We start from the raw sequence: 23,595 nt of genomic DNA, 5'->3' as shown, positions 1-23,595 counted from the left end.
AAAGGCCGGCCCCGCGGGACCGGCCTTCGTAACATCTGTCGTCGCGATCAGTTGGCTTTCTGCGCCAGCTCGTCGTCGAGGATTTTCTTGAAGTCGTCCCAAACCATGTTGGAATGCTTCTCGCCGTCGATGATGAAGGTCGGGGTTGCGTCGATTTTGTCGTCGCCCGCGTTCTTCTGATAGGTCGCGACCATCCGCTCGGCGCGCTTCTCGTCGTTCATGCAGGCGGTGACCTGATCGTTGCTCAGCCCGGCTTGCAGGCCGATCTTGCGCAGGTTGTCCGCGATGGTCTGCGGCTTGCCGTCGCCGATCCAGTCCTTCTGCTTGTTATAGATCATGTCCGCGATCGCGTAATATTTCGGATCGCCGCCGCATTGCGCGATCAGACCGGCCCAGACGCCGTACTTGTCGAAATAGACTTCGCGCTGGATGAACTTCACCTTGCCGGTGTCGATGTAGTTCTTCTTGAGCTGCGGGTACTCGACCTTGTGCCATTCGGCGCAGTGCGGACAAGTATAGGAAGCATATTCGATCACGGTGACCGGCGCGTCTTCCTGACCCAGAATCACGTCGGGCAGAGTCTCGACATCCTTGCTCGCCGTTGCTTCCTGCGCTTGGGCCGCAGTGATCAGGCTCGCCTCGCTATGTTGGCTGGCATACCAGCCGCCCGTCGCGAGGAGCCCCATGACAGCCGCGCCGCCGAGGATCGAAAGAGTTTTGCTCATCTATCTGCCTTTCTTGTGTGCAGCCCGCTCTGCGGACTTCGATAGAACGTTTCTTGCCAGTTCTTCCAGCGCCGATTTGAGATCGGCATCGCCACAATCGGCCACCTGCGCCTTCGCCGCTTCGGCGACGTGGGGGTCCGGCTTGCGGGGTTCGGGTTTCGGTTTCGGTGCGAATTGCGCCTGACCTTCGGCAAAGCCGGTCGGCGCGGTCTGCGTCAGCGAGATGCGCGAGATCGCGTTATAGCCGTAGCAGGCATTCACCTTGTCGCGGATTTGCGGCAACTGCATCTGCAGCATCGGCGCCGCCGCCCCGGTCGTAAGCAGGGTAAGGGTCGCGCCGAAGCCGCCTTTGGTGTAGCCGATCTTGACCGGGCGGCATTGCGCGGCCGTCTCAGGCCCGACCACTTCCGCCCAATGGGTCAGCAGGCGCGAGACCGCAAAACCACGCGCTTCACCCGCGGCGCGGATACGGTTGCGCAGCAGCCCGCCCGCGGCTTCAAAGCCACGCATCCGCCGGGCAGGCGTCTTTTGCGGGTCGCTTTTCTTCATTCGTGGGCGGTTCCTCTTGATCCATCCCATTCTAGGAAGCACATCGGGCCGGGCCAACCGGTCGGCAAGAGGGGAGCATAAACATTGCGTGACGGTAAAGGGGCAATCGGCGAAACCCTGCTCACTTGGTACGATAGCCATGCCCGCGTCATGCCGTGGCGCGTGTCGCCTACGGATCGTGCAGAAGGGGAACGGCCCGATCCCTATCGCGTCTGGCTCTCCGAGGTGATGCTGCAGCAGACCACGGTCGCCGCCGTGCGCGACTATTTCCGCCGCTTCACCGAGCGCTGGCCCGATGTCGGTGCATTGGCGGCGGCCGAGGATGGCGACGTGATGGCCGAATGGGCCGGGCTGGGCTATTACGCCCGCGCCCGCAACCTGCTGAAATGCGCGCGTGTCGTGGCAGGTGATCTTAACGGGCGCTTCCCCGAAACGGCGGCGGAGCTGCAAAAGCTGCCCGGCATCGGCCCCTACACCTCCGCCGCGATCGCCGCCATCGCCTATGACGAGCCGGTCGCCGTGGTCGACGGCAACGTCGAGCGCGTCGTCTCGCGCCTTTTCTCGGTCGACACGCCGCTTCCCGGCGCGAAGACGGAACTGACCGAATTGACGGCGCAGATCACGCCAGAGGATCGGCCCGGAGATTTCGCGCAGGCGATGATGGATCTGGGCGCGACGATCTGCACGCCGCGCAATCCGGCCTGTGGCATCTGCCCGCTCATTGATGCCTGCACCGCCCGCGCTGCCGGGATCGCCGAGACGCTGCCACGCAAGGCTCCGAAAAAGGAAAAGCCCACCCGCCGTGGCTTCGCCTATGTCGCGATGAACGGTCAGGGCGACGTGCTGCTGGAACGCCGCCCCGACAAGGGACTCTTAGGCGGTACGCTGGGCTTTCCCGGCTCCGACTGGTCCGACGCGCCGACACCCGCCCCGCCGATGCAGGCCGACTGGACGACCTCTCCGGTCGAGGTGCGCCACACCTTCACCCATTTCCATCTGATCCTGCAGGTCCATGTCACCCGCACGGAGGCTCGCGCCATGACCCCGCGCGCCGATTTCCGGCCCGGCGATCTACCCACCCTGATGCGCAAGGTCTGGGATGCAGCCCAAAGCGCCGAATGGCCGCAACCCGAGTGATTGTATCGGGTTAGCGTTCGGCTAGTATGACCGCGCCCGCATCGCTCACGAGGCCCCGATGTCCAGCCGCGACGAAATCCGCCGCCCCTCTCACGCCCTGCCCTTCTGGCTGTCGCTCGGCACCGTGCCGCTGGCGGGGATCGAGGCGTGGTTCGGCGGTTGGACCCTGATCCTGCTGCCCGCCTATGCGTGGTGGCTGACGACGGTGCTCGACCAGCTACTCGGCCGTAACGAGGATCAGCCCGACACCGGGACGCCCGAGGCCGACCTGTTCTGGTATCGCGCGATCACGCTGATCTGGTTCCCGATTCAGGCGGCCGTGATCTTCGGCGCGATCTGGTGGGTGACCCATACGAGCCATCTGAACGGCTTCGAGATCGTCGCCCTGATGTTCGGCGTGGGCGTGATCTCGGGCACGATCGGCATCGTCTATGCCCACGAATTGCTGCACCAGAAGAGCAAGCTGGAACGCTGGCTGGGCGATCTGCTGCTGGCGAGCGTCCTTTACTCCCATTTCCGGACCGAACATCTGCTGGTCCACCACCTCTGGGTCGGCACGCCCCGCGATGCGGTCTCGGCGCGCTACAACGAGGGGTTTCACCGCTTCTTCTGGCGGGTGATCTTTGAATGCCCCCGCTCCGCCTGGAGAGCCGAGAAACTGAAACTCAGCCGCGCGGACCGTCCGGTCTGGCACCGCTCCAACCCGTTCTGGCGCTACGCCGCATTGCAGGCGCTGGCGCTGATCGTGGCGGCGCTATTGGGTGGCTGGATGGGGCTCGGTCTGTTTCTGCTGCAGGCGCTCTTCGCGATCTGGCAGCTGGAACTGACCAACTATGTCGAGCATTACGGCCTGACCCGGCAATACAAGGGCGAGGGGCGTTATGAGCATGTCCTGCCGCGCCATAGCTGGAACGCCGATCACATGGCCTCGAACTGGCTGCTGATCAATTTGCAGCGCCATTCGGATCACCATTACAAACCCGACCGCCGCTTCCCGCTCCTGCAGACCTACGATGCCGAGGAAGCCCCGCAGCTGCCCTTTGGCTATCCCGGCATGACGGCGCTGGCGATGATCCCGCCGCTCTGGCGTCGTCGGATGAACCCGCGCGTGCGAGCGTGGCGGCGGAAATACTACCCGGATGTCGAGGATTGGACGCCCTATAACAAGGGCACGACGCCGCTGCCGCGCGGCTCTTTCTAACTAGCCTCTTCCTCTTGATGAAAATATCCCCGCCGGAGGCTCCCCTAGCAGCCACCGGCACAGGCCTCAGGTCACGACGCGCATCGTCAGGTTGATCCGCCCACCCTTCGGCATCAGCGGCGAGGTGCCGGGCTTCACGCGGTCGATTCCATGATAAAGCAGCCGCGCCTCGCCCCCCATCACCATCACATCGCCCGAACGCAGCCAGAGGCTTTCGGTCTTGCCACCGCGGGTCTTGTTCCCGATGCGAAACAGCCCGTCATCGCCCAGCGAGACCGAGACCACGGGCTGATCGAAATCCTGCTCGTCGCGGTCCTGATGCATCCCCATCTTCGCGCCTTCGCCGTAGAAGTTGATGAGACAGCATTCGGGGGCGCGGGGCGTGCCCGAAACCGCCTCCCAGATATCGAGGATCGGCTGTGGGATTGCGGGCCAAGGTAGGCCGTCGGGATGGGCCTCCGAATAGCGGTAGCCGCGCCGGTCGGAGATCCAGCCGAACCGCCCGGCCGACGTCATGCGCACCGACATCGGCTTGCCGTAGGGTGTCATCGGCGAGAACAGCGGCGCCTGCGCCACGACACCGCGCAGCGTCTCGATCAGCGCCTTTTGCTCGTCGAGGTCCAGCCAGCCGGGATAATGGCGGAAGCCGCGAATCTCCTGCGGATCGGGCCGAGATATTGCGTGTTTCGGATTTTCTGTCATTTTCTCACCCTCTTCCTCGGGGGAGCCTTCTTGCAGCCCGATTTTCCCCTCCTTATATACGCTTCGAAGCCGAAGGCGGCTCACACCGCCAGATAGCAGAACATGAAACCGAAACCCAAGGGATAGGGGCCGGGGGCCTGAATGGACCCGTTCCCCGTCATATCGCCAAGAGAGGTAACATCATGGGTAAAGTCATTGGTATCGACCTCGGGACCACGAACTCCTGCGTCGCCATCATGGATGGCGCACAGCCCCGAGTGATTGAAAACTCCGAAGGGGCGCGCACCACCCCCTCGATCGTCGCCTACACGGACGACGAACGTCTGGTCGGCCAGCCGGCGAAACGTCAGGCGGTCACCAACCCCTCGAACACCGTTTTCGCTGTTAAGCGTCTGATCGGTCGCCGCACCACCGATGCGGAAGTCGAGAAGGACAAGAAACTCGTTCCCTATTCCATCGTCGACGGCGGCAATGGCGACGCATGGGTCGAAGTGAAGGGCGACAAGTACTCCCCGGCTCAGGTTTCGGCCGTGATTCTTCAGAAGATGAAGGAAACCGCCGAAAGCTATCTGGGTGAGGAAGTCACGCAGGCCGTCATTACCGTGCCCGCCTACTTCAACGACGCTCAGCGTCAGGCCACCAAAGACGCCGGCAAGATCGCTGGCCTCGAAGTGCTGCGCATCATCAACGAGCCGACCGCGGCTGCGCTGGCCTATGGCCTCGACAAGAAAGAATCGAAAACCATCGCGGTCTATGACCTTGGCGGCGGTACGTTCGACATCACCATCCTCGAGATCGACGACGGTCTCTTCGAAGTGAAATCGACCAACGGCGACACGTTCCTCGGCGGTGAAGACTTCGACATGCGCATCGTCAACTACCTCGCTGACGAGTTCAAAAAAGAGCATGGAGTCGACCTCACCAAAGACAAGATGGCGCTGCAGCGTCTGAAGGAAGCTGCCGAGAAAGCGAAGATCGAGCTGTCGAGCTCGAGCCAGACCGAGATCAACCAGCCCTTCATCTCGATGGGCAAGGACGGCACCCCGCTGCACATGGTCATGAAATTGACCCGTGCGAAGCTGGAAAGCCTCGTGGGCGACCTCATCAAGGCTTCGCTGAAGCCCTGCGCCGCCGCGCTCAAGGATGCGGGCGTCTCCAAGGACGAGATCGACGAAGTCGTGCTCGTCGGCGGCATGACCCGTATGCCGAAAGTCGTGGAAGAAGTGACCGGCTTCTTCGGCAAAGAGCCGCATAAGGGTGTGAACCCGGATGAGGTTGTGGCGCTCGGTGCGGCCATTCAGGCCGGCGTTCTTCAAGGTGACGTGAAAGACGTCGTCCTGCTCGACGTGACCCCGCTGTCGCTCGGCATCGAGACGCTGGGTGGCGTGTTCACCCGCCTGATCGATCGCAACACGACGATCCCGACGAAGAAGAGCCAGGTGTTCTCCACCGCGGAAGACAACCAGAACGCAGTGACGATCCGGGTCTTCCAGGGTGAGCGCGAGATGGCTGCCGACAACAAGATGCTCGGCATGTTCAACCTCGAGGACATCCCGCCGGCCCCGCGCGGCATGCCGCAGATCGAAGTGACCTTCGACATCGACGCCAACGGCATCGTGTCCGTTTCGGCGAAGGACAAGGGCACCGGCAAGGAGCAGAAGATCACGATCCAGGCGTCCGGCGGTCTGACCGACGACGAGATCGAGAAAATGGTTCAGGACGCAGAGGCGAATGCCGACGCGGACAAGTCCCGCAAGGAACTGGTCGAAACCAAGAACCAGGGCGAATCGCTCCTGCACTCGACCCGCAAGTCGCTCGAAGATCACGGCGACAAGGTCGATGCCTCGACCGTCGAAGCGATCGAACTGGCGGCCAACGCGCTTGAGGAAGCCCTCAAGACCGAGGAAGCCGGCAAGATCAAAGGCGCGATCCAGAACCTGACGGATGCGGCGATGAAACTCGGCGAGGCCATCTACAAGGCCGAGCAGGAGAAAGCCGGTCAGGGCGAGAGCTCCAACGACGAAGACAGCCCGCGCGATGTCGATGAAGATATCGTCGACGCTGACTTCGAAGATCTGGGCGAGGACGAGCGCAAGTAATTGCGCATGGAATGTCGGGAGGGCCTGCCTTTTCTAAGGGCGGGCCCGCCTGCGTTCCGCCAAGGGGGTAACCAATGGCAAAACGCGACTATTACGACGTTCTGGGAACTGCCAAAGGCGCCTCGGCCGAAGAGATCAAGAAAGCCTATCGCAAGAAGGCGAAAGAGCTTCATCCCGATCGCAATTCCGACAATCCCGATGCCGAGGCCCAGTTCAAGGAAGTGAACGAGGCTTACGACGTCCTCAAGGACGCCGAGAAGAAAGCAGCGTACGACCGGTTCGGTCACGCGGCCTTCGAAGGCGGCATGGGCGGCGGGCGTCCGGGCGGCGGCTACGGCGGCGCGGGCGGTCAGGGCGACTTCGCCTCGGCCTTCTCCGACGTCTTCGAAGACCTGTTCGGTGATTTCATGGGCGGCGGCAGAGCCGGTCCCGGCGGTGGGCGTTCGCGCGCACAGCGGGGCTCCGATCTGCGCTACAACATGCGCGTCACGCTCGAAGAGGCGTATCGCGGCACCCACAAGACGATCAACGTGCCAAGCTCGGCCGCCTGTACCGAGTGTAACGGCTCCGGTGCGGAAGGCGGCTCCGAGCCGCAGACCTGTCCGACCTGTTCGGGTCTGGGCAAGGTGCGCGCGCAGAACGGCTTCTTCACGGTCGAGCGGACCTGCCCGACCTGCGGTGGCCAGGGTCAGGTGGTGAAGAACCCCTGCAAGGTCTGCCATGGTGCAGGCCGCGTGGAGGTCGATCGCCAGCTTCAGGTCAACATCCCTCCGGGGGTCGAGACTGGCACCCGCATCCGTCACGCCGGCGAAGGCGAGGCGGGGCTGCGCGGTGGTCCTTCGGGCGATCTCTACATCTTCATCGAGGTCCAGCCGCACGCGATCTTCGAACGCGAAGGCACCGATTTGCACTGCCGCGTGCCGGTCAGCATGGCGACCGCAGCCCTTGGGGGCGAGGTCGAAGTGCCGACGATCGATGGCGGTCGAAGCCGTGTGAAAATCCCGGCCGGCAGCCAATCGGGGCGGCAGATGCGCCTGCGTGGCAAGGGTATGCCCGCGCTGCGCGGCGGCGGGGCCGGCGACATGTTCATCGAACTGGCCGTCGAAACCCCGGTGAACCTGACCGCACGGCAGAAGGAAATCCTCAAGGAGTTCCAGGGGATCGAAGCCGAGAACAACCCGGAAGGCGCGAGTTTCTTCAAGAAAGTCAAAAGCTTCTGGGATGGCATGACCCAGTGATCATTTCGAAAAGGCGCCTTCGGGCGCCTTTTTCTTTGGGCTGACGGAGGCTGATTAAGGCTTTCTTCAATCCGAATCGTTCATGGTCTGTTTCATGGACCAGATGCCCCATCATATGCAGGAGCCTCCGCTGCCGTTGTTCACCGGCGGCACCTCGATCCATCCTCCGCCGGGCGCGTCCAAACCGTCCTATCTGTTCGATCATCGGCAACGGCTGCGCACGCGGTTCATGGAAGGCGGCGCGCAGCCCTTGCCCGATTACGAACTACTTGAACTGGTGCTGTTTCGCGCGATCCCGCGGCAGGACGTCAAACCTCTCGCCCGTCACCTGATCGAAACCTTCGGCGATTTCGGGCGGGTGGTCTCTGCCCCGCCTCACCGCCTGCGCCAAGTGATCGGCGTGGGCGAGGCCGTGGTGATCGAGTTGAAGCTGGTGGAGGCCTCGGCGCAAAGGCTCGCACGGTCGAAGGTGATGCATCGACCGGTGCTCAGCTCGTGGCAGGCGCTTGTCGACTACTGTCACATGGCGATGCCCCATGCCGAGACGGAGCAGTTTCGTCTGCTGCTGTTGGACCGGAAGAACGCGCTGATTGCGGATGAGGAACAAGGCCGCGGCACGGTGGATCATGTCCCCGTCTATCCGCGCGAGGTGATGAAGCGCGCGCTGGAGGCCAATGCCTCGGCGCTGATTCTGGTGCACAACCATCCGTCGGGCGACCCGACCCCGTCGGAGGCGGATATCGCCCTCACACGGCAGATCGACGAGGCGGCGAAGCTCTTCGGCATCGTGCTGCACGATCACCTGATCCTCGGCAAAGATTGCGAAATCAGTCTGCGGTCGGAGGGTTACTTTTGAGCGGTCAGGCCCTGGGATTCGAACCCATCCAGCGGCAGAACCACCGCGCCGCCATCGGACGGGCAGGCGGGCAGATCGAGCGTGATCGGCATCGCTGCAGTCCCGGTGCCATGCATCCGCATCAGCCGACCGTCGACCGGTTTGCCGCAATCGTCAGGGGACAACGTCGCCTCGAGTTGCAGCTTGAGCGCGGTGAGCGTCTTGGGTGCGGTATAGATTTCGATGCGTTTGCCATCTGCGGAGGTGAAGCTTTGCATATAGCCGCCCAGCGAGGTTTCCGGCGTGCGCGGCTCGGTCACGTCGAGATGGCCTGCATCGTCGAACTGCGCGCCGTTCTCATAGACGTTCAGATGCAACGGGCTTTGTCCATCGGTCACCCAGATCGCGCGGTTGATCTTATCGAGCCCCGACGCCGCGGCCTCGACCTGTGCGATCGTCGATCCACCGGTGGTGACTTCCAGCGACGTCGTCGGCGCGAGCAAAGGCAGGATAGCCGAGAAAGCCCCCGACTTATCGGTCTGCCCGGCAATCGAGAGCGACGCATCGCGGATCGTCAGTTTCGTATCGGGGTGGCACGGCGCGCTCAGCTCCAGCTTGGTCAGCCCATCGCCTGCGGGGGTGACCGACAGGACGGCGTGCCCGCAATCGGCAGCGCCGGTTTTCAACGGCATCGGTTGCGAAAGCGAAGAGGTGAACTGGTCGCCGGATGTGCGCACCGTCGCAGGCACGATCCCGACACCGGGATCCGTCGCGAAATGATAGACCGGCGGATTACGAAGAACGGTTTTCGAAATGAGCTGCACCCGCGGTTCCTCGCGCGGCTCGACCCGATTTCTCCAAGTCTCGCGACTGACCGAGCTCGCCACCAAAGACGCACCGAGTTGCGGACGCGGACCCACGCTTTGCATCACATGACCGGTCGCGGCGGCGAGCAGGAATGTCGCTCCGATCATGGATATCTTGCGAATGGTGCGCATCGCCGCCTCGAACTGGGGTCTGTCTTAGAAAACTGCTTAATAATTTTCTAATGACCGAAAGCGGCGAAGCTGCGGCGCGAATTGGGAAATAGTGCCTCTCACGCGGCTGGCGTGGGGGGTGGACCTGCCAAGAGAGTCAATGACTCCAACAAGATATGGAAAAGGCGGCCGAAGCCGCCTCAACTTTGCCACATTCGCGTCAGAGTTGTGTCAAACCAATTGCCCGTGGCAATGCTTGAACTTCTTGCCCGACCCGCAGGGGCAAGGATCGTTGCGCGACGGCTCGCCCCAGGTCGCCGGATTCGTCTCGTCGAAGCCCGGCAGCGGCTCGCCCACCACCTCGACCTCGGGCACCGCCTCGGTCGGGGCTTCCGCCGACGCCTCGGCGGGTGCGGGCTGCTGTTGCGCCTGCATCATCTGCGCCTGCTCTTCTTCGGTGAGCGGGCGGATACGGGCCAGCTGCTGCGTCACGTCCGAGCGCAGGCTGTCGAGCATGATCTCGAACAGCTGGAAGCCCTCGGTCTTGAATTCCGACAGCGGATCGCGCTGCGCATAGCCGCGGAAACCGATGGTCTGGCGCAACTGATCGAGCGTGACCAGATGCTCGCGCCATTTCGCGTCGATGATCTGCAGCAGGACCTGCTTTTCGATCATCTGCATCGTGTCGGCGCCGAACGCCTCGGCCTTCTCGGCCATCAGCGTATCAGTCGCTTCCTCGAGACGCTCGGTGACGACTTCTTGATCGACGCCCTCTTCCTCGGCCCATTCCGCGAGCGGCACGTCGAGGTTGAGCTGTTCGATCACCTCTTGATGCATGCCTTCGACATCCCATTGATCGGCATAGGATTTCGGCGGCATGAAGCGGTCCACGAGGTCCTCGATCACCTGCACGCGCATGTCGCGGGTGATCTCGCCGACCTCTTCGGTTTCCATGATTTCGCGACGCTGCGAGAAGACCGCTTTCCGCTGGTCGTTCATCACGTCATCGAATTTCAGAAGCTGCTTACGGATGTCAAAGTTGCGGCCCTCGACCTTCGCCTGCGCGCGCTCAAGCGACTTGTTCACCCACGGGTGGACGATCGCCTCGCCCTCTTTCATGCCCAGCTTCGAGAGGACCGAATCGAGCTTGTCGGAGCCGAAGATCCGCATCAGGTCGTCTTCCAGCGAGAGGAAGAACAGCGAGCGCCCCGGGTCGCCCTGACGGCCCGAACGGCCGCGCAGCTGGTTGTCGATGCGGCGGCTTTCGTGGCGCTCGGTCGCGAGAACGAACAGCCCGCCCGCTTCCAGAACCTTCGCCTTTTCCTCAGCGGTCGCCGCGTCGATCCGCTTGCGGACCTCTTCGGGATCGGCATCGGGATTCGCCGCGAGTTCGTCCTGCACGCGCATCTCGACATTGCCGCCAAGCTGAATGTCGGTCCCGCGGCCTGCCATGTTGGTCGCGATGGTCACCGCACCCAGACGGCCGGCCTCGGCGACGATGGTCGCTTCCTGCTCGTGCTGGCGGGCGTTCAGGACGTTGTGCTTGATGCCGGCCTTCTTGAGCATGTCCGAGAGCATCTCGGACTTCTCGATCGAGGTGGTGCCGACGAGCATCGGCTGGCCCTTCTCGTTGGCCTTCTTGATCGCCTCGACGACGGCGTCGTATTTCTCCTGCGCGGTCCGGTAGACGCGGTCGTGTTCGTCTTTCCGCGCGATCGGACGGTTGGTCGGAATCTCGACCACGCCGAGCGAGTAGATCTCGGCGAATTCTTCGGCCTCGGTGGCCGCGGTGCCGGTCATCCCGCCGAGCTTGTCGTAGAGGCGGAAGTAGTTCTGGAAGGTGACCGAGGCCAGCGTCACGTTCTCGGGCTGAATTTCGACGCCTTCCTTGGCTTCGATCGCCTGATGCAGACCTTCCGAGAGGCGGCGGCCCTTCATCATACGGCCGGTGAATTCGTCGATCAGCACGACCTCGCCCGATTGCACGACGTAGTTCTGATCCTTGAAGAACAGCTTATGGGCGCGCAGGGCTTGGTTCACGTGGTGCACGATGGTCGTGCTTTCCGGATCGTAGAGCGACTGGCCCTCGGGCAGAACGCCCCCCTCCAGGAGGATGTTTTCGAGGAAGTCGTTGCCCTCTTCGGTGAAGGTCGCGGTGCGGGCCTTCTCGTCGATGGTATAATGCTCTTCGCTCAGGCTCGGGATGAACTTGTCGAGCGTGATATACAGCTCCGAGCGGTCGTCGGACGGACCCGAAATGATCAGCGGCGTGCGCGCCTCGTCGATCAGGATCGAGTCGACCTCGTCGATGATCGCGTAGAAATGGCCGCGCTGCATCATCTGGTCGACCGAGGTCTTCATGTTGTCGCGCAGATAATCGAAGCCAAGTTCGTTATTCGTCGAATAGGTGATGTCGGCGGCGTAGGCCTGTTTCTTCTCGGGCTCGGCCTGGAAGGGCACGACGACGCCGGTGGTCAGACCCAGCGCGCCATAGACCTTGCTCATCCACTCCGCGTCACGCCGCGCGAGATAGTCGTTCACGGTGACGACATGCACGCCCTTGCCCGCAAGCGCGTTCAGATAGGCCGGGAAAGTCGCGACGAGGGTTTTCCCTTCGCCCGTCTTCATCTCGGCGATATTGCCCTGATGCAGGAAGATGCCGCCGACGAGCTGCACGTCGAAGGCCCGAAGGCCGAGTGCACGCTTCGCGGCTTCGCGACAGTTGGCGAAGGCTTCGGGCAGGATCTTGTCGAGGCTCTCGCCTTCTTCCTGCACGCGGCGCTGGAAGTCGCGCGTCTTTTCGATGATCTGTTCGTCGGAGAGGGCTGCGAACTCCTCCTCCAGCGCGTTGATCTTGGCCACCAGCGGGCGCACCGATTTCACCTTACGATCATTCGACGTGCCGAAGACCTTCTTCGCGAGTGTTCCGATGCCGAGCATGTAATCTCCGAGGGTAGCTGACCAGATCGTTATTCCCTGTGCCTTGTCGCATAGGGTTTGCTTGCCTAGAAGAGCTAGCGAAACAAGGCCGAAATGGCTCTTACAGGCCCTAGGCGATGTAAGGGGCGGCTGCCAGACTGTCAACGCCGCCTAGAGACGCGGCAGAAAGGAAGTGGCAAGGATGCCGAATCTGACGAAACTGTTCGCGAGCGTCGCGATCTGCGCAATGACTGCCGGGATCGCACAGGCCGATGACGCGAAAGCGCCTGCCGCCGCTGCGGATGCCGCGAAATCGGAAACCGCCGCCAAGCCGCGCACCGACCTGAGCGCCGACACCGTGGTCGCCACCGTGAACGGTCAGGATATCACGCTGGGCATGATGCAAACGGTACGCGACGGCCTGCCCGCGCAATACCAGCAGCTGCCCGATGACAAGCTGTTCCAAGGCGTCCTGGAGCAGCTGATTCAGCAGACCGCGCTCGCCCAGCTCGAAGAGAAGCGCATCACCCAGCGCGACAAGATCGCTCTCGAAGTGCAGAAGCGCGCTTACCTCTCCGGTGCGATGCTGAACTACACCGCTGACAAGGCCGTGACCGACGAGGCCGTGCAGAAAGCCTATGACGCGAAATACGCCAAGGCCGAGCCGACCAAGGAATATCACGCGGCCCATATCATCGTGAAAACCAAGGAAGAGGCCGAAAAGATCAAGAAAGAGATCGACAACGGCGGCGACTTCGCGGAACTGGCGAAGAAGAACTCGACCGATGGTGCGGCGGCCAATGGCGGCGATCTGGGCTGGTTCAAGCTCGACGCGATGGTCAAGCCCTTCGCGGATGAGGTTGCAGGCATGAAGGACGGCGAAGTCGCCGGCCCGATCCAGACCCAGTACGGCTGGCATGTCGTGAAACTGCTCGGCACGAAGATGGTCGACGCGCCGAAACTGGCCGATGTGCGCAAGAAGCTCGAAGGCGATATTCGCCAAGAGGCTGTCCAAAAACGCGTAAAGGCTGTTGTGGGCGAAGCCAAAATCGACAAGATGACCGACGGGATTGATCCGAGCGTTCTGAAAGATCAGTCCATCTTGGGTAGCAACTGATCGATCAAAAGGCGGGCGCGATGGCGAAGAAAAAGTCTAAGGACACCAAGGAGTTGAAGACCAAGGTCAAGAAGCTCCGCGCCAAGGTTAAGGCGTTGAAGTCCGACCTTTCCGCCGCGCCCGCCCCTGCCGCTTCTGCGGCGCAAACAGAGGCGAAGTCCGTGACGATTTCGCCGCTCGCCCCCGCGAAATTTCCCGATCTTCCGGAAATCGCGGGGGTCGAATTCGCCTCCGCCGCGGCCGGGGTCAAATATGCCGGCCGCACCGATGTGATGCTGGCGCGGATCGCGCCGGGCGCGTCGATCGCGGGCGTCTTCACCACTTCTTCCACCCGCGCGGCTTGCGTTCTCGACTGTCAGGAAAAGCTCGCGATGCGCTCGCCTTCCGAGACTGGCGCCGCGATCATCGTCAACTCCGGTAATGCCAACGCCTTCACCGGGAAAAGCGGTCAGGAGAGCGTCGACAAGGTGACCGGTGCGGTGGCCGACGCGCTCGACATGCCGATCAGCCGGGTGTTCTCGTCCTCCACCGGCGTCATTGGCGAGCCGCTTCCGCATGACAAGATCGTCGCGGTGATCGACAGCCTGACGCAGCGCCTCTCCCCTGCCGGGATCGAGGATGCCGCGCGCGCGATCATGACGACCGACACCTATCCCAAAGGCGCCTTTGCCGAAGTTCAGGGCGAAGGCGGCAAGATCAAGATCGCCGGGATCGCAAAAGGCTCGGGGATGATCGCGCCGAATATGGCGACGATGCTGGTCTATATCTTCACCGACGCGAAAATCACGCCTTCGCGGCTGCAGAAAATGCTGTCGCGGCAGGTCGACGACACGTTCAACGCGATTACCGTGGACAGCGACACCTCGACCTCGGATGCGCTGATCGTCGCGGCGACGGGCAAATCCGACGCCGCCGAAATCGCCGATCTGCGCTCGGAGCCTGCGAAGGCGTTTGAGGCCGGGCTGCGCGAAGTGATGATGGATCTCGCCCATCAGGTCGTCAAAGACGGCGAAGGGGCCACGAAATTCGTCGAGATCCGCGTGACGCGGGCACGCTCGAACGAGGACGCCCATAAGATCGCGATGTCGATTGCGAATTCGCCGCTGGTGAAGACTGCGATTGCGGGCGAGGACGCGAATTGGGGGCGCGTGGTCGCGGCTGTCGGCAAGTCCGGGGCCGAGGCCGATCGCGACAAGCTCAAGATTTCCTTCGGGGACATGGTGGTGGCCGAGAAAGGCTGGCGCGTGCCGGATTACTCCGAAGAGGCCGCGAGCGCCTATATGAAGAACGACGAGCTGGTAATCGGCGTCGATCTCGGCCTTGGCCGCGCCTCGAAATCGGTCTGGACCTGCGATCTGACCCACCGCTACATCGACATTAACGCGGATTATCGTTCGTGAAGATGGTTCTGGTTTCCGCCGTCGCCCTGATCGACGCCGACGGGCGCGTGCTTCTGGCACAGCGCCCCGAGGGCAAGTCGATGACAGGCCTGTGGGAGTTTCCCGGCGGCAAGGTCGAGGCTGGCGAGACGCCCGAGGCCGCGCTGATCCGCGAACTGGACGAGGAGCTGGGCATTCAGACGCACCAAAGCTGCCTCGCGCCTCTGACCTTCGCCAGCCACGCCTATGACGACTTCCACCTGCTGATGCCGCTGTTCGCCTGCCGTAAGTGGGAGGGGATCGTCAGCCCGCAAGAGGGGCAGACCCTCGCCTGGGCGCGGGCGCGTGATCTGCGCGACTACGAGATGCCGCCCGCGGATATACCCCTGATCCCGATCCTGCGAGACTGGCTCTGACCGGGGTTAATCTGTGAACGGGGTTACCGGGCGATTAACCTTTGTGATCTTTTTTCCCACCTCTCGCGTCTAACGCGAAGGGCAGACTGTTTCCATTTGTCGTTCCTTAAGACCTTGCGCTTCTAATGAGCGCTCAAGGGAGGAACCTCATGCTCAGAACCATTCAGATCGGCAGCAGCGTCTTCGTTCAGGGAGTTTACGAACGGACGCTGGATTGCGGGCGCATCCTCGTGCGTGTCGGCGATGCGCTCTTTGCCGGGCATCCCGTCAATCGCTGACTCAGCCGGACGACAGCCACAGATGCAAAACGGGGGCCCGAAGGCCCCCGTTTTTATATTCGTAAATCGGTCCCGAAGGATCAGAGCGTCCGCTCGACCTCTTCGCGCTCGAAGATCTCGATGACATCGCCGGGGCGGATATCGTCGTATCTCTCGAAGGCCATGCCGCATTCCTGACCGGAGGGCACTTCCTTGACCTCGTCCTTGAAGCGCTTGAGCGTCTTCAGCGTGCCTTCGTGGATCACCACGTTGTCGCGCAGAAGGCGGACACCAGCCGAACGACGGGCCACGCCCTCGGTGACGATACAACCCGCGACCTTGCCGACGCCGGTGACCTTGAACACTTCCTTGATCTCGGCGTAGCCGATGAAGTGCTCGCGGATCTCGGCCGACAGGAGGCCCGAAGCGGCGGCTTTGATGTCGTCCACCAGATCGTAGATGATCGAGTAGTAGCGGATCTCGACGCCCTTCTGGTTCGCGGCGTTGCGCGCAGGCGCATTGGCACGAACGTTGAAGCCGATGACCGGCGCGTTGGACGCCTCGGCCAGCGTGATGTCGGATTCGGTGATTGCACCGACGCCCGAATGCAGCACGCGCACGCGCACCTCTTCGTTGCCGACCTTCTCGAGCGCCTGAACGATCGCTTCCGCCGAGCCCTGCACGTCGGCCTTCACCAGCACGGGCAGTTCGGTGACGCTTTCGTCGGCCTTGGCTTTCGCCATCAGCTGTTCCAGCGTCGTCGCGGCACCGGCAGCGGCGCGTTTGTCCTTGGCGGCCTGCTCGCGGTATTCGGCGATCTCGCGGGCCTGCGCCTCGGTCTCGACGACGTTGAGAACGTCGCCAGCCTCGGGCGTGCCGTTGATGCCAAGCACCTCGACCGGAACCGACGGACCGGCCTCATCGACGCGGTCGCCCTTGTCGTTGATCAGCGCGCGGACCTTACCCCACTGCTCGCCGACGACGAAGATGTCGCCTTTGCGCAGCGTGCCGTTCTGCACCAGAACCGTCGCGACCGGGCCACGGCCCACGTCGAGCTTGGCCTCGATCACCGCACCTTGCGCGGCGCGATCGGGGTTCGCCTTGAGTTCGAGCAGTTCGGCCTGAAGCGCGATGGCTTCGAGCAGCTGATCGAGACCCTTGCCGGTCTTGGCCGAAACTTCCACGTCCTGCACGTCACCCGACATCTCTTCGACGACGACTTCGTGCTGCAGAAGCTGGGTGCGGACCTTCTGGGCATCCGCATCGGGCTTGTCGCATTTGTTGATCGCAACGATCATCGGAACGCCAGCGGCCTTCGAGTGATTGATCGCTTCGATCGTCTGCGGCATCACCGAGTCATCGGCTGCCACCACGAGCACCACGATATCGGTGACATTGGCACCGCGTGCACGCATCGAGGTAAAGGCCGCGTGGCCGGGCGTGTCCAGGAAGGACAGGGTCGCGCCGCTCTCGGTCTGCACCTGATAGGCGCCGATATGCTGCGTGATCCCGCCAGCCTCGCCGGAGACGACGTTCGCCTTGCGGATCGCGTCGAGCAGCGAGGTCTTGCCGTGATCGACGTGGCCCATGATCGTGACGATCGGCGGACGCGGCTGAAGATCTTCTTCCTTGTCGTCGACCTGATCGATGACCTGTTCGACATCCGCATCGGAGACGCGCACGGACCGGTGACCGAATTCCTCGATCACGAGTTCCGCAGTATCGGCGTCGAGCGTCTGGTTCGCGGTGACCATCATGCCCATCTTCATGAGCGTTTTGACCACGTCGGCTGCGCGCTCTGCCATACGGTTGGCGAGTTCCGACACGATGATCGTCTCGGGAAGCTGCACTTCGCGCGACTGCTTTTCAGCACGCTGCGAGCCGCCCATCGCCTTCTGACGGGCCTTCTCCTGCTTGCGCTTCATCGCAGCAAGCGAACGCTGGCGGCCTTCGCCACCCGAGAGCGCGTCGCTCAGCGAGAGCTTGCCCGAACGGCGGTTGCCGCGGTCGTTGCCCTTGTTGTTGCGATCGTTGCGCGTGTCACGCTCACGATCCGTCTTGCGCGGACCCGAAGCGGACACACCCTTGGTCTCGGCGCGGGCGGCAGCAACCTCCACGGCAGCCTGATCGACCGGAGTGTCTTTCTTCGGTCCGCCCTTGCGGATCTCTTCTTTCTTCTTGTCGCGAAGTTCGGCCTCGCGCTTCTTGCGCTCGTCCTCTTCAGCCTTGGCTTTCAGGGCCGCTTCGCGTTCACGCTCCTCGCGCTCCTTGGCCTCAGCCTCGGCGCGACGACGCTCACGTTCTTCTTCGCGGGCTTTTTCCTCGGCCTCGCGGGCGGCGGCCTCTTCGACCTCACGCGCCTTCGCGGCCTGAAGCGCCTTCAGGCGACGCTCCATCTCGGCGTCGGAAATCCCGGCGGGGCGCTTCGACGGATCGCCAAGGGAAGTTTTGTTACCCCCTCCCTTACCAGCGCCTGCCGCCGGTTTGTTCAGCACCCGCTTCTTGCCTTTCGTCTCGACCACGACGTTCTTGGTGCGCCCGTGCGAGAAGCTTTGCTTCACCTGCCCGGGGCGCCCGCCGCCCAGTCCGAGAGTCTTTTTGCCGTCCGTATCGCTCATGCCGTCTTCGTATCCTTCATGGCGGTCTTGCCGCCGTCCTGCTTGCGTACGCCCGCAAGCCTCGATGCGTCTTCAATTACGCGCCGGGTGAGGCCACCGGCTGCAAGCGCGCCGTGTATCGCACGATCGCGGCCGAATGCCAAACCCAATTCCTGAGAGGTGAGGCAGCCGAACCAGCGCCCGCCTTCGGGCGTCCACAGCTTGCCCTTGCCCCTGTCCGAGCCGTCGCTTGCCTGTAGCAGCACTTTCGCGCGCCCCTCGGCCAGCCAGCCCTTGACCTTTTCGAAGCCGACAACCGCTTTGCCGGCCTTCCGCTCCAGAGAAATAAGCTCCACAACGCGAGAGGCAAGGGCCAGTTCCACCAATTCCACCAGATTTTCTGGGGTTTTGGCCGCCTGCTTCGCTGCGCGAGCAAACAATCCCTTTTTCATCGCCGTCTCGATGACGCTGCGTTCGGAGGTGACCCAGATGCCGCGGCCGGGCAGTTTGCCTGCCACGTCCGGGTAGATCATCCCATCGGGTCCGAGCACGAAGCGGACAAGCCCCGCCTTCGGCTGAACATCGCCGGTGACGATGCAGCGCCGTTCGGGGTCGTCGTTGGTTTTCGGCTTTCCGCCGCGACTCATCTAAGCTCCTCTCCGGTCGGGACCGAGGCTTACGCCTCGGCCTCCTCCTCGGTTTCCTCTTCGCCTTCGTCTTCCGCGTCGCTTTCCAGCTCGGACGGGTCGACCCAGCCCAGCTGAATACGCGCGGTCATGATCAGGTTCTGCGCCTCTTCGAGGCTCACGTCGAATTTCTCGAGCAGACCGTCGTCCTTCACGCGCTGACCGTCGACCGTGGTCCAGCCACCGGCCAGTTCCCAGTCGGCGCAGGTCGCGAAATCTTCCAGCGTCTTGACGTCGTCTTTCGCGAGCGCCTCGATCATCTGCGGGGTCAGGCCTTCGAAGTCGAACAGCGACTGCTCGACGCCCATTTCCTTCGCCGCTTCGAGCGCCTTGCGGTTCTGCTCTTCGATCACGTCGCGGGCACGGGCCTGCAGTTCGCCTGCGGTGTCCTCGTCCACGCCTTCGATCGACAGCAGCTCGTCCATGTCGACATAGGCCACTTCCTCGAGCGAGGTAAAGCCCTCGGCCACGAGCAGCTGCGCGAAGAACTCGTCGAGGTCCAGCGCGTCGACGAACAGCTTGGTGCGCTCGGCGAACTCGGCCTGACGGCGCGCCGATTCCTCGGCTTCGGTCAGGATGTCGATGTCGAGACCGGTCAGCTGCGAGGCCAGACGCACGTTCTGACCGCGACGGCCGATGGCGAGCGACAGTTGCTCGTCCGGGACCACGACTTCGATCTTCTGCGCTTCCTCGTCGATCACCACTTTCGACACTTCGGCCGGCTGCAGCGCGTTCACGAGGAAGGTCGCCTGATCTTCGTTCCACGGGATGATGTCGATCTTCTCGCCCTGAAGCTCGCCGACGACGGCCTGCACGCGCGAACCGCGCATACCGACACAGGCGCCGACCGGGTCGATCGAGTTGTCATAGGAGATGACGCCGATCTTCGCGCGCGAACCGGGATCGCGGGCCACGGCCTTGATCTCGATGATGCCGTCGTAGATTTCCGGCACTTCCATCTTGAACAGCTCGGCCATGAATTCCGGCGCGGTGCGGCTGAGGAAGATCTGCGGGCCGCGGGTCTCGCGGCGCACGTCTTTCACATAGGCGCGGATGCGGTCGTTCGGGCGATAGCTCTCGCGGCCGATCTTCTCGTTGCGGCGCAGGATCGCTTCGCCACGGCCCACATCGACGATGATGTTGCCGTATTCCTCGCGCTTGACGATGCCATTGATGATCGTGCCCACGCGGTCTTTGAACTCTTCGTACTGGCGATCACGCTCGGCTTCGCGGACCTTCTGCAGGATGACCTGCTTGGCCGATTGCGCGGCGATGCGGCCCAGATCGACCGGCGGCACCTCGTCGACGATCTGATCGCCGACCGAGGGGTTGTCGAGATACTGCTTCGCCTGCTCGACGGTCAGCTCGGCCTGATAGTTCTCCAGCTCTTCGTCTTCGACGACGGTGCGGACACGGGTGAAGGTCGCCTTGCCGGTCTTGCGATCGATCGAGACACGGATGTCCATCTCCGCGCCGTAACGCGACTTCGCCGCACGCGCGAGGCTTTCTTCCATCGCCTGGATCACCAGATCCGGGTCGATCATCTTTTCGCGCGCCACCGCCTCGGCGGTCTGCAGAAGCTCAAGCTGGTTGGCTGCCGTGATGGCCATCTCAGTTCTCCTCCTCGGGGGAATCGTCAATCTCGTCAAATTCAGCTTCGTCGACGCCTTCGGTCGCCTTCTTCTGGCGCAGCATCTCGTCGATCAGCTCATCGGTCAGCACCAGCTTCGCATCCGCGAGCCAGTCGAACTGGAGGCCGATCACGACGTCTTCGCCGTTCTCGTCCAGCTCGATCAGAATTTCCGAGCCTTCGGTGCCGCGCAGGATACCCTTGAAGCGCTTGCGCCCGTCGATCTGCTCGGAGGTCTCGATCTTCGCCTCGTAGCCTTCCCAGATGTCGAAATCCTTGAAGCGCGTCAGCGGCCGGTCGATCCCGGGCGACGACACTTCCAGCGTATATTTGTCCTCGATCGGGTCTTCCACATCGAGAGCCGCAGACACGGCGGTCGAGATCGCGGCGCAATCGTCCACGATGATCCCGCCATTGGGGCGGTCTGCCATGATCTGAAGCGTGGCCGTCTTGCCGCCCTGCAGCCGCAGCCGCACGAGCTCGAAGCCAAGCCCCTCGATCACGGGGGTCACGATCTCGGCCAGACGCCGGTCGATGGCGGTCTTGGCGATCAGGTCGGTCATGTCTCTCTTTCCGATCCTACAAAAACAAAAAACGGGCCGTTGCGGCCCGTCACACGTTTCCGGTGGGCGTCAGGTTTGGACCCCGGCGCGCCGCTGTTGATGGCGATATAGTCCTGTATCGCAGATTCCGCAAGGGGAATCAGCCGCCCGCGCCCGCTCCGGGGTTGTCGCGCCAAACGCGGAAGTTCAGCGCGCCCGCCAATGTCAGCCAAACGAGATAGGGAAAGACCAGCAATCCGGCCAACATATCGAGCTGCAGGAAGGCCAGCATCATCGCCGCGACGGCGACCCACAGACAGATCAGGACAAGCAGCCCGAGCCACAGCCGGTGCGCCCCGAAGAAGACCGGCGTCCAGAGCGTGTTCAGCGCGATCTGCACGGCAAACAGCGCCAGCGCGATCTGGCTGCCCGCCTCAGGGGCGATGCGCGCCGCCGCATAGGCGACCGAGACATAGAGATAGGTCCAGGCGACCGGGAAGACCCAGTTGGGCGGCGTGAAGCCGGGCTTTTTCAACCCGACATACCATTCGCCCGGCTTGAAGATGATGCCCGTCGCAGCGGCGGCCGCGGAGGCCACGAGAAACAGCAGGAAATAGGTAAGCGTCATGGCGGCCTCGATCGAAATCTTTCGCTAGATCAGGATCTAAGCTCATCCATCGCGCGGACAAGCCCGGCGGTGATCCCCGGCTCGGAAAGCGCATGCCCCGCCATCGGCACCAGCTGCAGTTTCGCCATCGCCCAGCCCTGCGCCAGCCGATAGGCCGAGGTCGGCGGGCAGATCATGTCGAGCCGCCCCTGCACGATGGTCGTCGGGATATGCTCGATCCTGTGACGGTCGCGCAGGATCTGACCGTCCACTTCGAGGAAGGCCGCATTCTGGAAATAGTGGTTCTCGAGCCGCGCGAAGGCACGCGCGTAATCGGGCGAGGCTTCTCCCGGCGGGCCATCATAGCGCACCGAAGCCAGCGCATTTTCCCACATCGCCCAGTGCCGCGCATAGCGCGCCTCCGCCATGTAGTCGCCCGAGAAGAGCCGCTTGTGATAGGCGCCGATCAGATCGTGCTGCTCGTCTTCCGGAATCGGACGCCTGAAATTCGCCCAGAGATCGGGATAGAAATTCCCCGCGCCACCGCCGTAGAACCACTCGAGCTCGGCCTGCGTCGCAAGAAAGACACCGCGAAGAATCAGGTTCGACGCCCGGTCAGGATGGCTCTGCGCATAAAGCAGCGCCAGCGTCGCCCCCCAGCTGCCGCCGAAGACCATCCAGCTATCGATACCGAGCGTCCGGCGGATCTGCTCCATATCCGCGATCAGGTGCCACGTCGTGTTATCCGCGACGCTGGCATGCGGGCGCGACAGACCGCAGCCGCGCTGATCGAACAGGATGACCCGGTAATGCTGCGGATCGAAGAATCGCCGCATCGTCGGCGAACAGCCGCCTCCCGGCCCGCCATGACAAACGACGACCGGCTGCCCCTCGGGATGACCCGATTGCTCGACGTAAAGAACATGGCCATCGCCCACGTCGATCCGGCGCTGATCGAAGGGCTCGATCGGCGGATAAAGATGGGCGCCCGATGCGCGCTTTTGCCCTGCAGTTCTGTCCATGTCTGGACTATATAGAGCAAAAGGCGCGCCCGCCATGGGCTGCCCTAAAATCAATGCGAGGAGAGCAATGGCAGATCCGGCAAACAGCATCGACCCGTCCGAAGTCGCCAAATTCGAGGCGATGGCCGCCGAATGGTGGGACCCGAACGGCAAGTTCAAACCGCTGCATATGCTCAACCCGTGCCGGCTCGACTACATCACTACCCAGATCGCCACGCAGTTCGGCCGCGACCTGAAGGCGCCGCGCCCGTTTGAAGGCCTGCGCCTGCTGGATATCGGCTGCGGCGGCGGGCTTCTGTCCGAGCCGATGGCGCGGCTTGGCGCCACGGTCGTGGGCGCGGATGCGGCGGAAGGGAATATCCCCGTGGCGCGACTGCATGCCGAACAGTCGGGGCTCGAAATCGATTACCGCCATTGCGCGGCGGAAGATCTGGCCGCGAAGGGTGAGCAATTCGATGTCGTCCTCGCGCTGGAGATCATCGAACATGTCTCCGACCCGCAGGGCTTCGTGAACACGATCCAGAGCCTGATGAAACCGGGCGGGCTGATGATCTGCTCGACGCTGAACCGCAATCCGAAAAGCTACATGGTCGCGATCATCGGCGCCGAGCGGGTGATGCGCTGGCTGCCCGTGGGCACGCATGAATGGTCGAAATTCGTCACGCCCGACGAGCTTTACGAGCTGTCGCGCAACGCGGGGCTCGACCCGGTCGACCGCCGCGGCATGGTGTTCAATCCGCTGAGCTGGACCTGGTCGCTCTCGGAGCGCGATCTTTCGGTGAATTATGCCATCGCAGCGGTGAAGCGGTAAGGGGCGCTGCCCCTCTTCGCATGCGCGAATTCACCCCGGGATATTTCAGCCAAGAGGAAGAGAGGCGATTTTCGCCTTGGGTCAAATATCCCGGGGGAGTCTCTGAAAGAGACGGGGGCGGCGCCCCCTCTTTCTCTGTTGATTGTCGC

21 protein-coding genes are annotated in these 23,595 nt (G+C 62.9%); 10 read left to right on the top strand and 11 right to left on the bottom strand.

Going from position 1 to position 23,595, the window contains the following annotated elements:
* Positions 1-47 precede the first annotated feature (47 nt).
* Both AKL02_RS00600 and AKL02_RS00595 read right to left on the bottom strand, forming a co-directional pair.
* Entirely contained in the window at positions 48-725 is a 678-nt protein-coding gene (locus AKL02_RS00600) for a DsbA family protein (RefSeq protein WP_083076521.1), read from the bottom strand.
* Complete coding sequence (locus tag AKL02_RS00595; protein ID WP_108722333.1) at positions 726-1,274, bottom strand: DUF721 domain-containing protein; 549 nt, start codon at positions 1,272-1,274, stop codon at positions 726-728. It abuts the gene before it with no gap.
* A gap of 150 nt (positions 1,275-1,424) precedes the next feature.
* Between AKL02_RS00595 and AKL02_RS00590 the strand changes: the two genes are divergently transcribed.
* Both AKL02_RS00590 and AKL02_RS00585 read left to right on the top strand, forming a co-directional pair.
* Positions 1,425-2,411: an A/G-specific adenine glycosylase gene (locus tag AKL02_RS00590; protein WP_232621804.1), complete on the top strand. Its 987-nt coding sequence runs from the start codon at positions 1,425-1,427 to the stop codon at positions 2,409-2,411.
* A 58-nt stretch (positions 2,412-2,469) separates the two neighbouring features.
* A complete protein-coding gene (locus tag AKL02_RS00585) occupies positions 2,470-3,612 on the top strand; it encodes an alkane 1-monooxygenase (protein WP_083076530.1) in 1,143 nt (380 codons plus the stop codon).
* Between the two features lie 66 nt (positions 3,613-3,678).
* Here AKL02_RS00585 and AKL02_RS00580 read toward each other — a convergent pair whose 3' ends face one another.
* Positions 3,679-4,314 carry an alpha-ketoglutarate-dependent dioxygenase AlkB family protein gene (locus AKL02_RS00580; protein ID WP_083076533.1) on the bottom strand — a complete coding sequence of 212 codons (636 nt, stop codon included), beginning with the start codon at positions 4,312-4,314 and terminating at the stop codon, positions 3,679-3,681.
* 182 nt (positions 4,315-4,496) lie between these two features.
* Here AKL02_RS00580 and dnaK point away from each other — a divergent pair, with 182 nt between their 5' ends.
* The 3 genes from dnaK (at position 4,497) to radC (ending at position 8,507) form a co-directional block, all read left to right on the top strand.
* A complete protein-coding gene (dnaK, locus tag AKL02_RS00575) occupies positions 4,497-6,413 on the top strand; it encodes a molecular chaperone DnaK (protein WP_078605951.1) in 1,917 nt (638 codons plus the stop codon).
* A gap of 74 nt (positions 6,414-6,487) precedes the next feature.
* Positions 6,488-7,651 carry a molecular chaperone DnaJ gene (gene dnaJ / locus AKL02_RS00570; RefSeq protein ID WP_078570707.1) on the top strand — a complete coding sequence of 388 codons (1,164 nt, stop codon included), beginning with the start codon at positions 6,488-6,490 and terminating at the stop codon, positions 7,649-7,651.
* 94 nt (positions 7,652-7,745) lie between these two features.
* Positions 7,746-8,507 carry a RadC family protein gene (gene radC, locus AKL02_RS00565; protein WP_083076777.1) on the top strand — a complete coding sequence of 254 codons (762 nt, stop codon included), beginning with the start codon at positions 7,746-7,748 and terminating at the stop codon, positions 8,505-8,507.
* Here radC and AKL02_RS00560 read toward each other — a convergent pair.
* Positions 8,498-9,460 (bottom strand): hypothetical protein, encoded by a 963-nt coding sequence (locus AKL02_RS00560; protein WP_133051933.1) that lies wholly within the window; start codon positions 9,458-9,460, stop codon positions 8,498-8,500. The genes radC and AKL02_RS00560 overlap by 10 nt on opposite strands.
* Before the next feature lie 234 nt (positions 9,461-9,694).
* Positions 9,695-12,403: a preprotein translocase subunit SecA gene (gene secA, locus AKL02_RS00555; RefSeq protein ID WP_083076540.1), complete on the bottom strand. Its 2,709-nt coding sequence runs from the start codon at positions 12,401-12,403 to the stop codon at positions 9,695-9,697.
* A 181-nt stretch (positions 12,404-12,584) separates the two neighbouring features.
* Here secA and AKL02_RS00550 point away from each other — a divergent pair, with 181 nt between their 5' ends.
* From AKL02_RS00550 to AKL02_RS21200, 4 genes are all read left to right on the top strand, one after another.
* Complete coding sequence (locus tag AKL02_RS00550) at positions 12,585-13,499, top strand: peptidylprolyl isomerase (protein WP_083076544.1); 915 nt, start codon at positions 12,585-12,587, stop codon at positions 13,497-13,499.
* Positions 13,500-13,519: 20 nt separating this feature from the next.
* Positions 13,520-14,899 (top strand): bifunctional glutamate N-acetyltransferase/amino-acid acetyltransferase ArgJ, encoded by a 1,380-nt coding sequence (gene argJ, locus AKL02_RS00545; RefSeq protein WP_083076547.1) that lies wholly within the window; start codon positions 13,520-13,522, stop codon positions 14,897-14,899.
* Positions 14,896-15,294: a (deoxy)nucleoside triphosphate pyrophosphohydrolase gene (locus tag AKL02_RS00540; protein WP_083076551.1), complete on the top strand. Its 399-nt coding sequence runs from the start codon at positions 14,896-14,898 to the stop codon at positions 15,292-15,294. The genes argJ and AKL02_RS00540 overlap by 4 nt, the downstream gene beginning before the upstream one ends.
* Before the next feature lie 149 nt (positions 15,295-15,443).
* Positions 15,444-15,572, top strand: coding sequence for a hypothetical protein (locus AKL02_RS21200; RefSeq protein ID WP_093477229.1), 129 nt, complete (start codon positions 15,444-15,446; stop codon positions 15,570-15,572).
* A gap of 80 nt (positions 15,573-15,652) precedes the next feature.
* On the opposite strand, the gene infB is transcribed toward AKL02_RS21200, so the two are convergent.
* The 6 genes from infB to pip form a co-directional block, all read right to left on the bottom strand.
* On the bottom strand, positions 15,653-18,169 hold the full coding sequence (gene infB, locus AKL02_RS00535) for a translation initiation factor IF-2 (protein ID WP_078570702.1): 2,517 nt from the start codon (positions 18,167-18,169) through the stop codon (positions 15,653-15,655).
* Positions 18,166-18,795, bottom strand: coding sequence for an RNA-binding protein (locus tag AKL02_RS00530; RefSeq protein WP_078522236.1), 630 nt, complete (start codon positions 18,793-18,795; stop codon positions 18,166-18,168). Before AKL02_RS00530 ends, infB begins: the two co-directional genes overlap by 4 nt.
* Positions 18,796-18,824: 29 nt before the next feature.
* Positions 18,825-20,444, bottom strand: a complete 1,620-nt coding sequence (gene nusA, locus AKL02_RS00525) for a transcription termination factor NusA (protein WP_078522235.1) — start codon at positions 20,442-20,444, stop codon at positions 18,825-18,827.
* Between the two features lies 1 nt (position 20,445).
* Entirely contained in the window at positions 20,446-21,027 is a 582-nt protein-coding gene (rimP, locus tag AKL02_RS00520; protein WP_078541597.1) for a ribosome maturation factor RimP, read from the bottom strand.
* A gap of 139 nt (positions 21,028-21,166) precedes the next feature.
* Complete coding sequence (gene tspO / locus AKL02_RS00515) at positions 21,167-21,634, bottom strand: tryptophan-rich sensory protein TspO (protein WP_083076554.1); 468 nt, start codon at positions 21,632-21,634, stop codon at positions 21,167-21,169.
* A 29-nt stretch (positions 21,635-21,663) separates the two neighbouring features.
* Positions 21,664-22,635 carry a prolyl aminopeptidase gene (pip, locus tag AKL02_RS00510; RefSeq protein WP_083076557.1) on the bottom strand — a complete coding sequence of 324 codons (972 nt, stop codon included), beginning with the start codon at positions 22,633-22,635 and terminating at the stop codon, positions 21,664-21,666.
* A gap of 67 nt (positions 22,636-22,702) precedes the next feature.
* On the opposite strand from pip, the gene ubiG reads away from it, so the two are divergent.
* A complete protein-coding gene (ubiG, locus tag AKL02_RS00505) occupies positions 22,703-23,446 on the top strand; it encodes a bifunctional 2-polyprenyl-6-hydroxyphenol methylase/3-demethylubiquinol 3-O-methyltransferase UbiG (RefSeq protein WP_083076560.1) in 744 nt (247 codons plus the stop codon).
* Positions 23,447-23,595: the final 149 nt, after the last annotated feature.

The organism is Thioclava electrotropha, assembly GCF_002085925.2.
Taxonomy (GTDB): Bacteria; Pseudomonadota; Alphaproteobacteria; order Rhodobacterales; family Rhodobacteraceae; genus Thioclava; species Thioclava electrotropha.
This window is presented reverse-complemented; position numbering and strand designations above follow the sequence as displayed.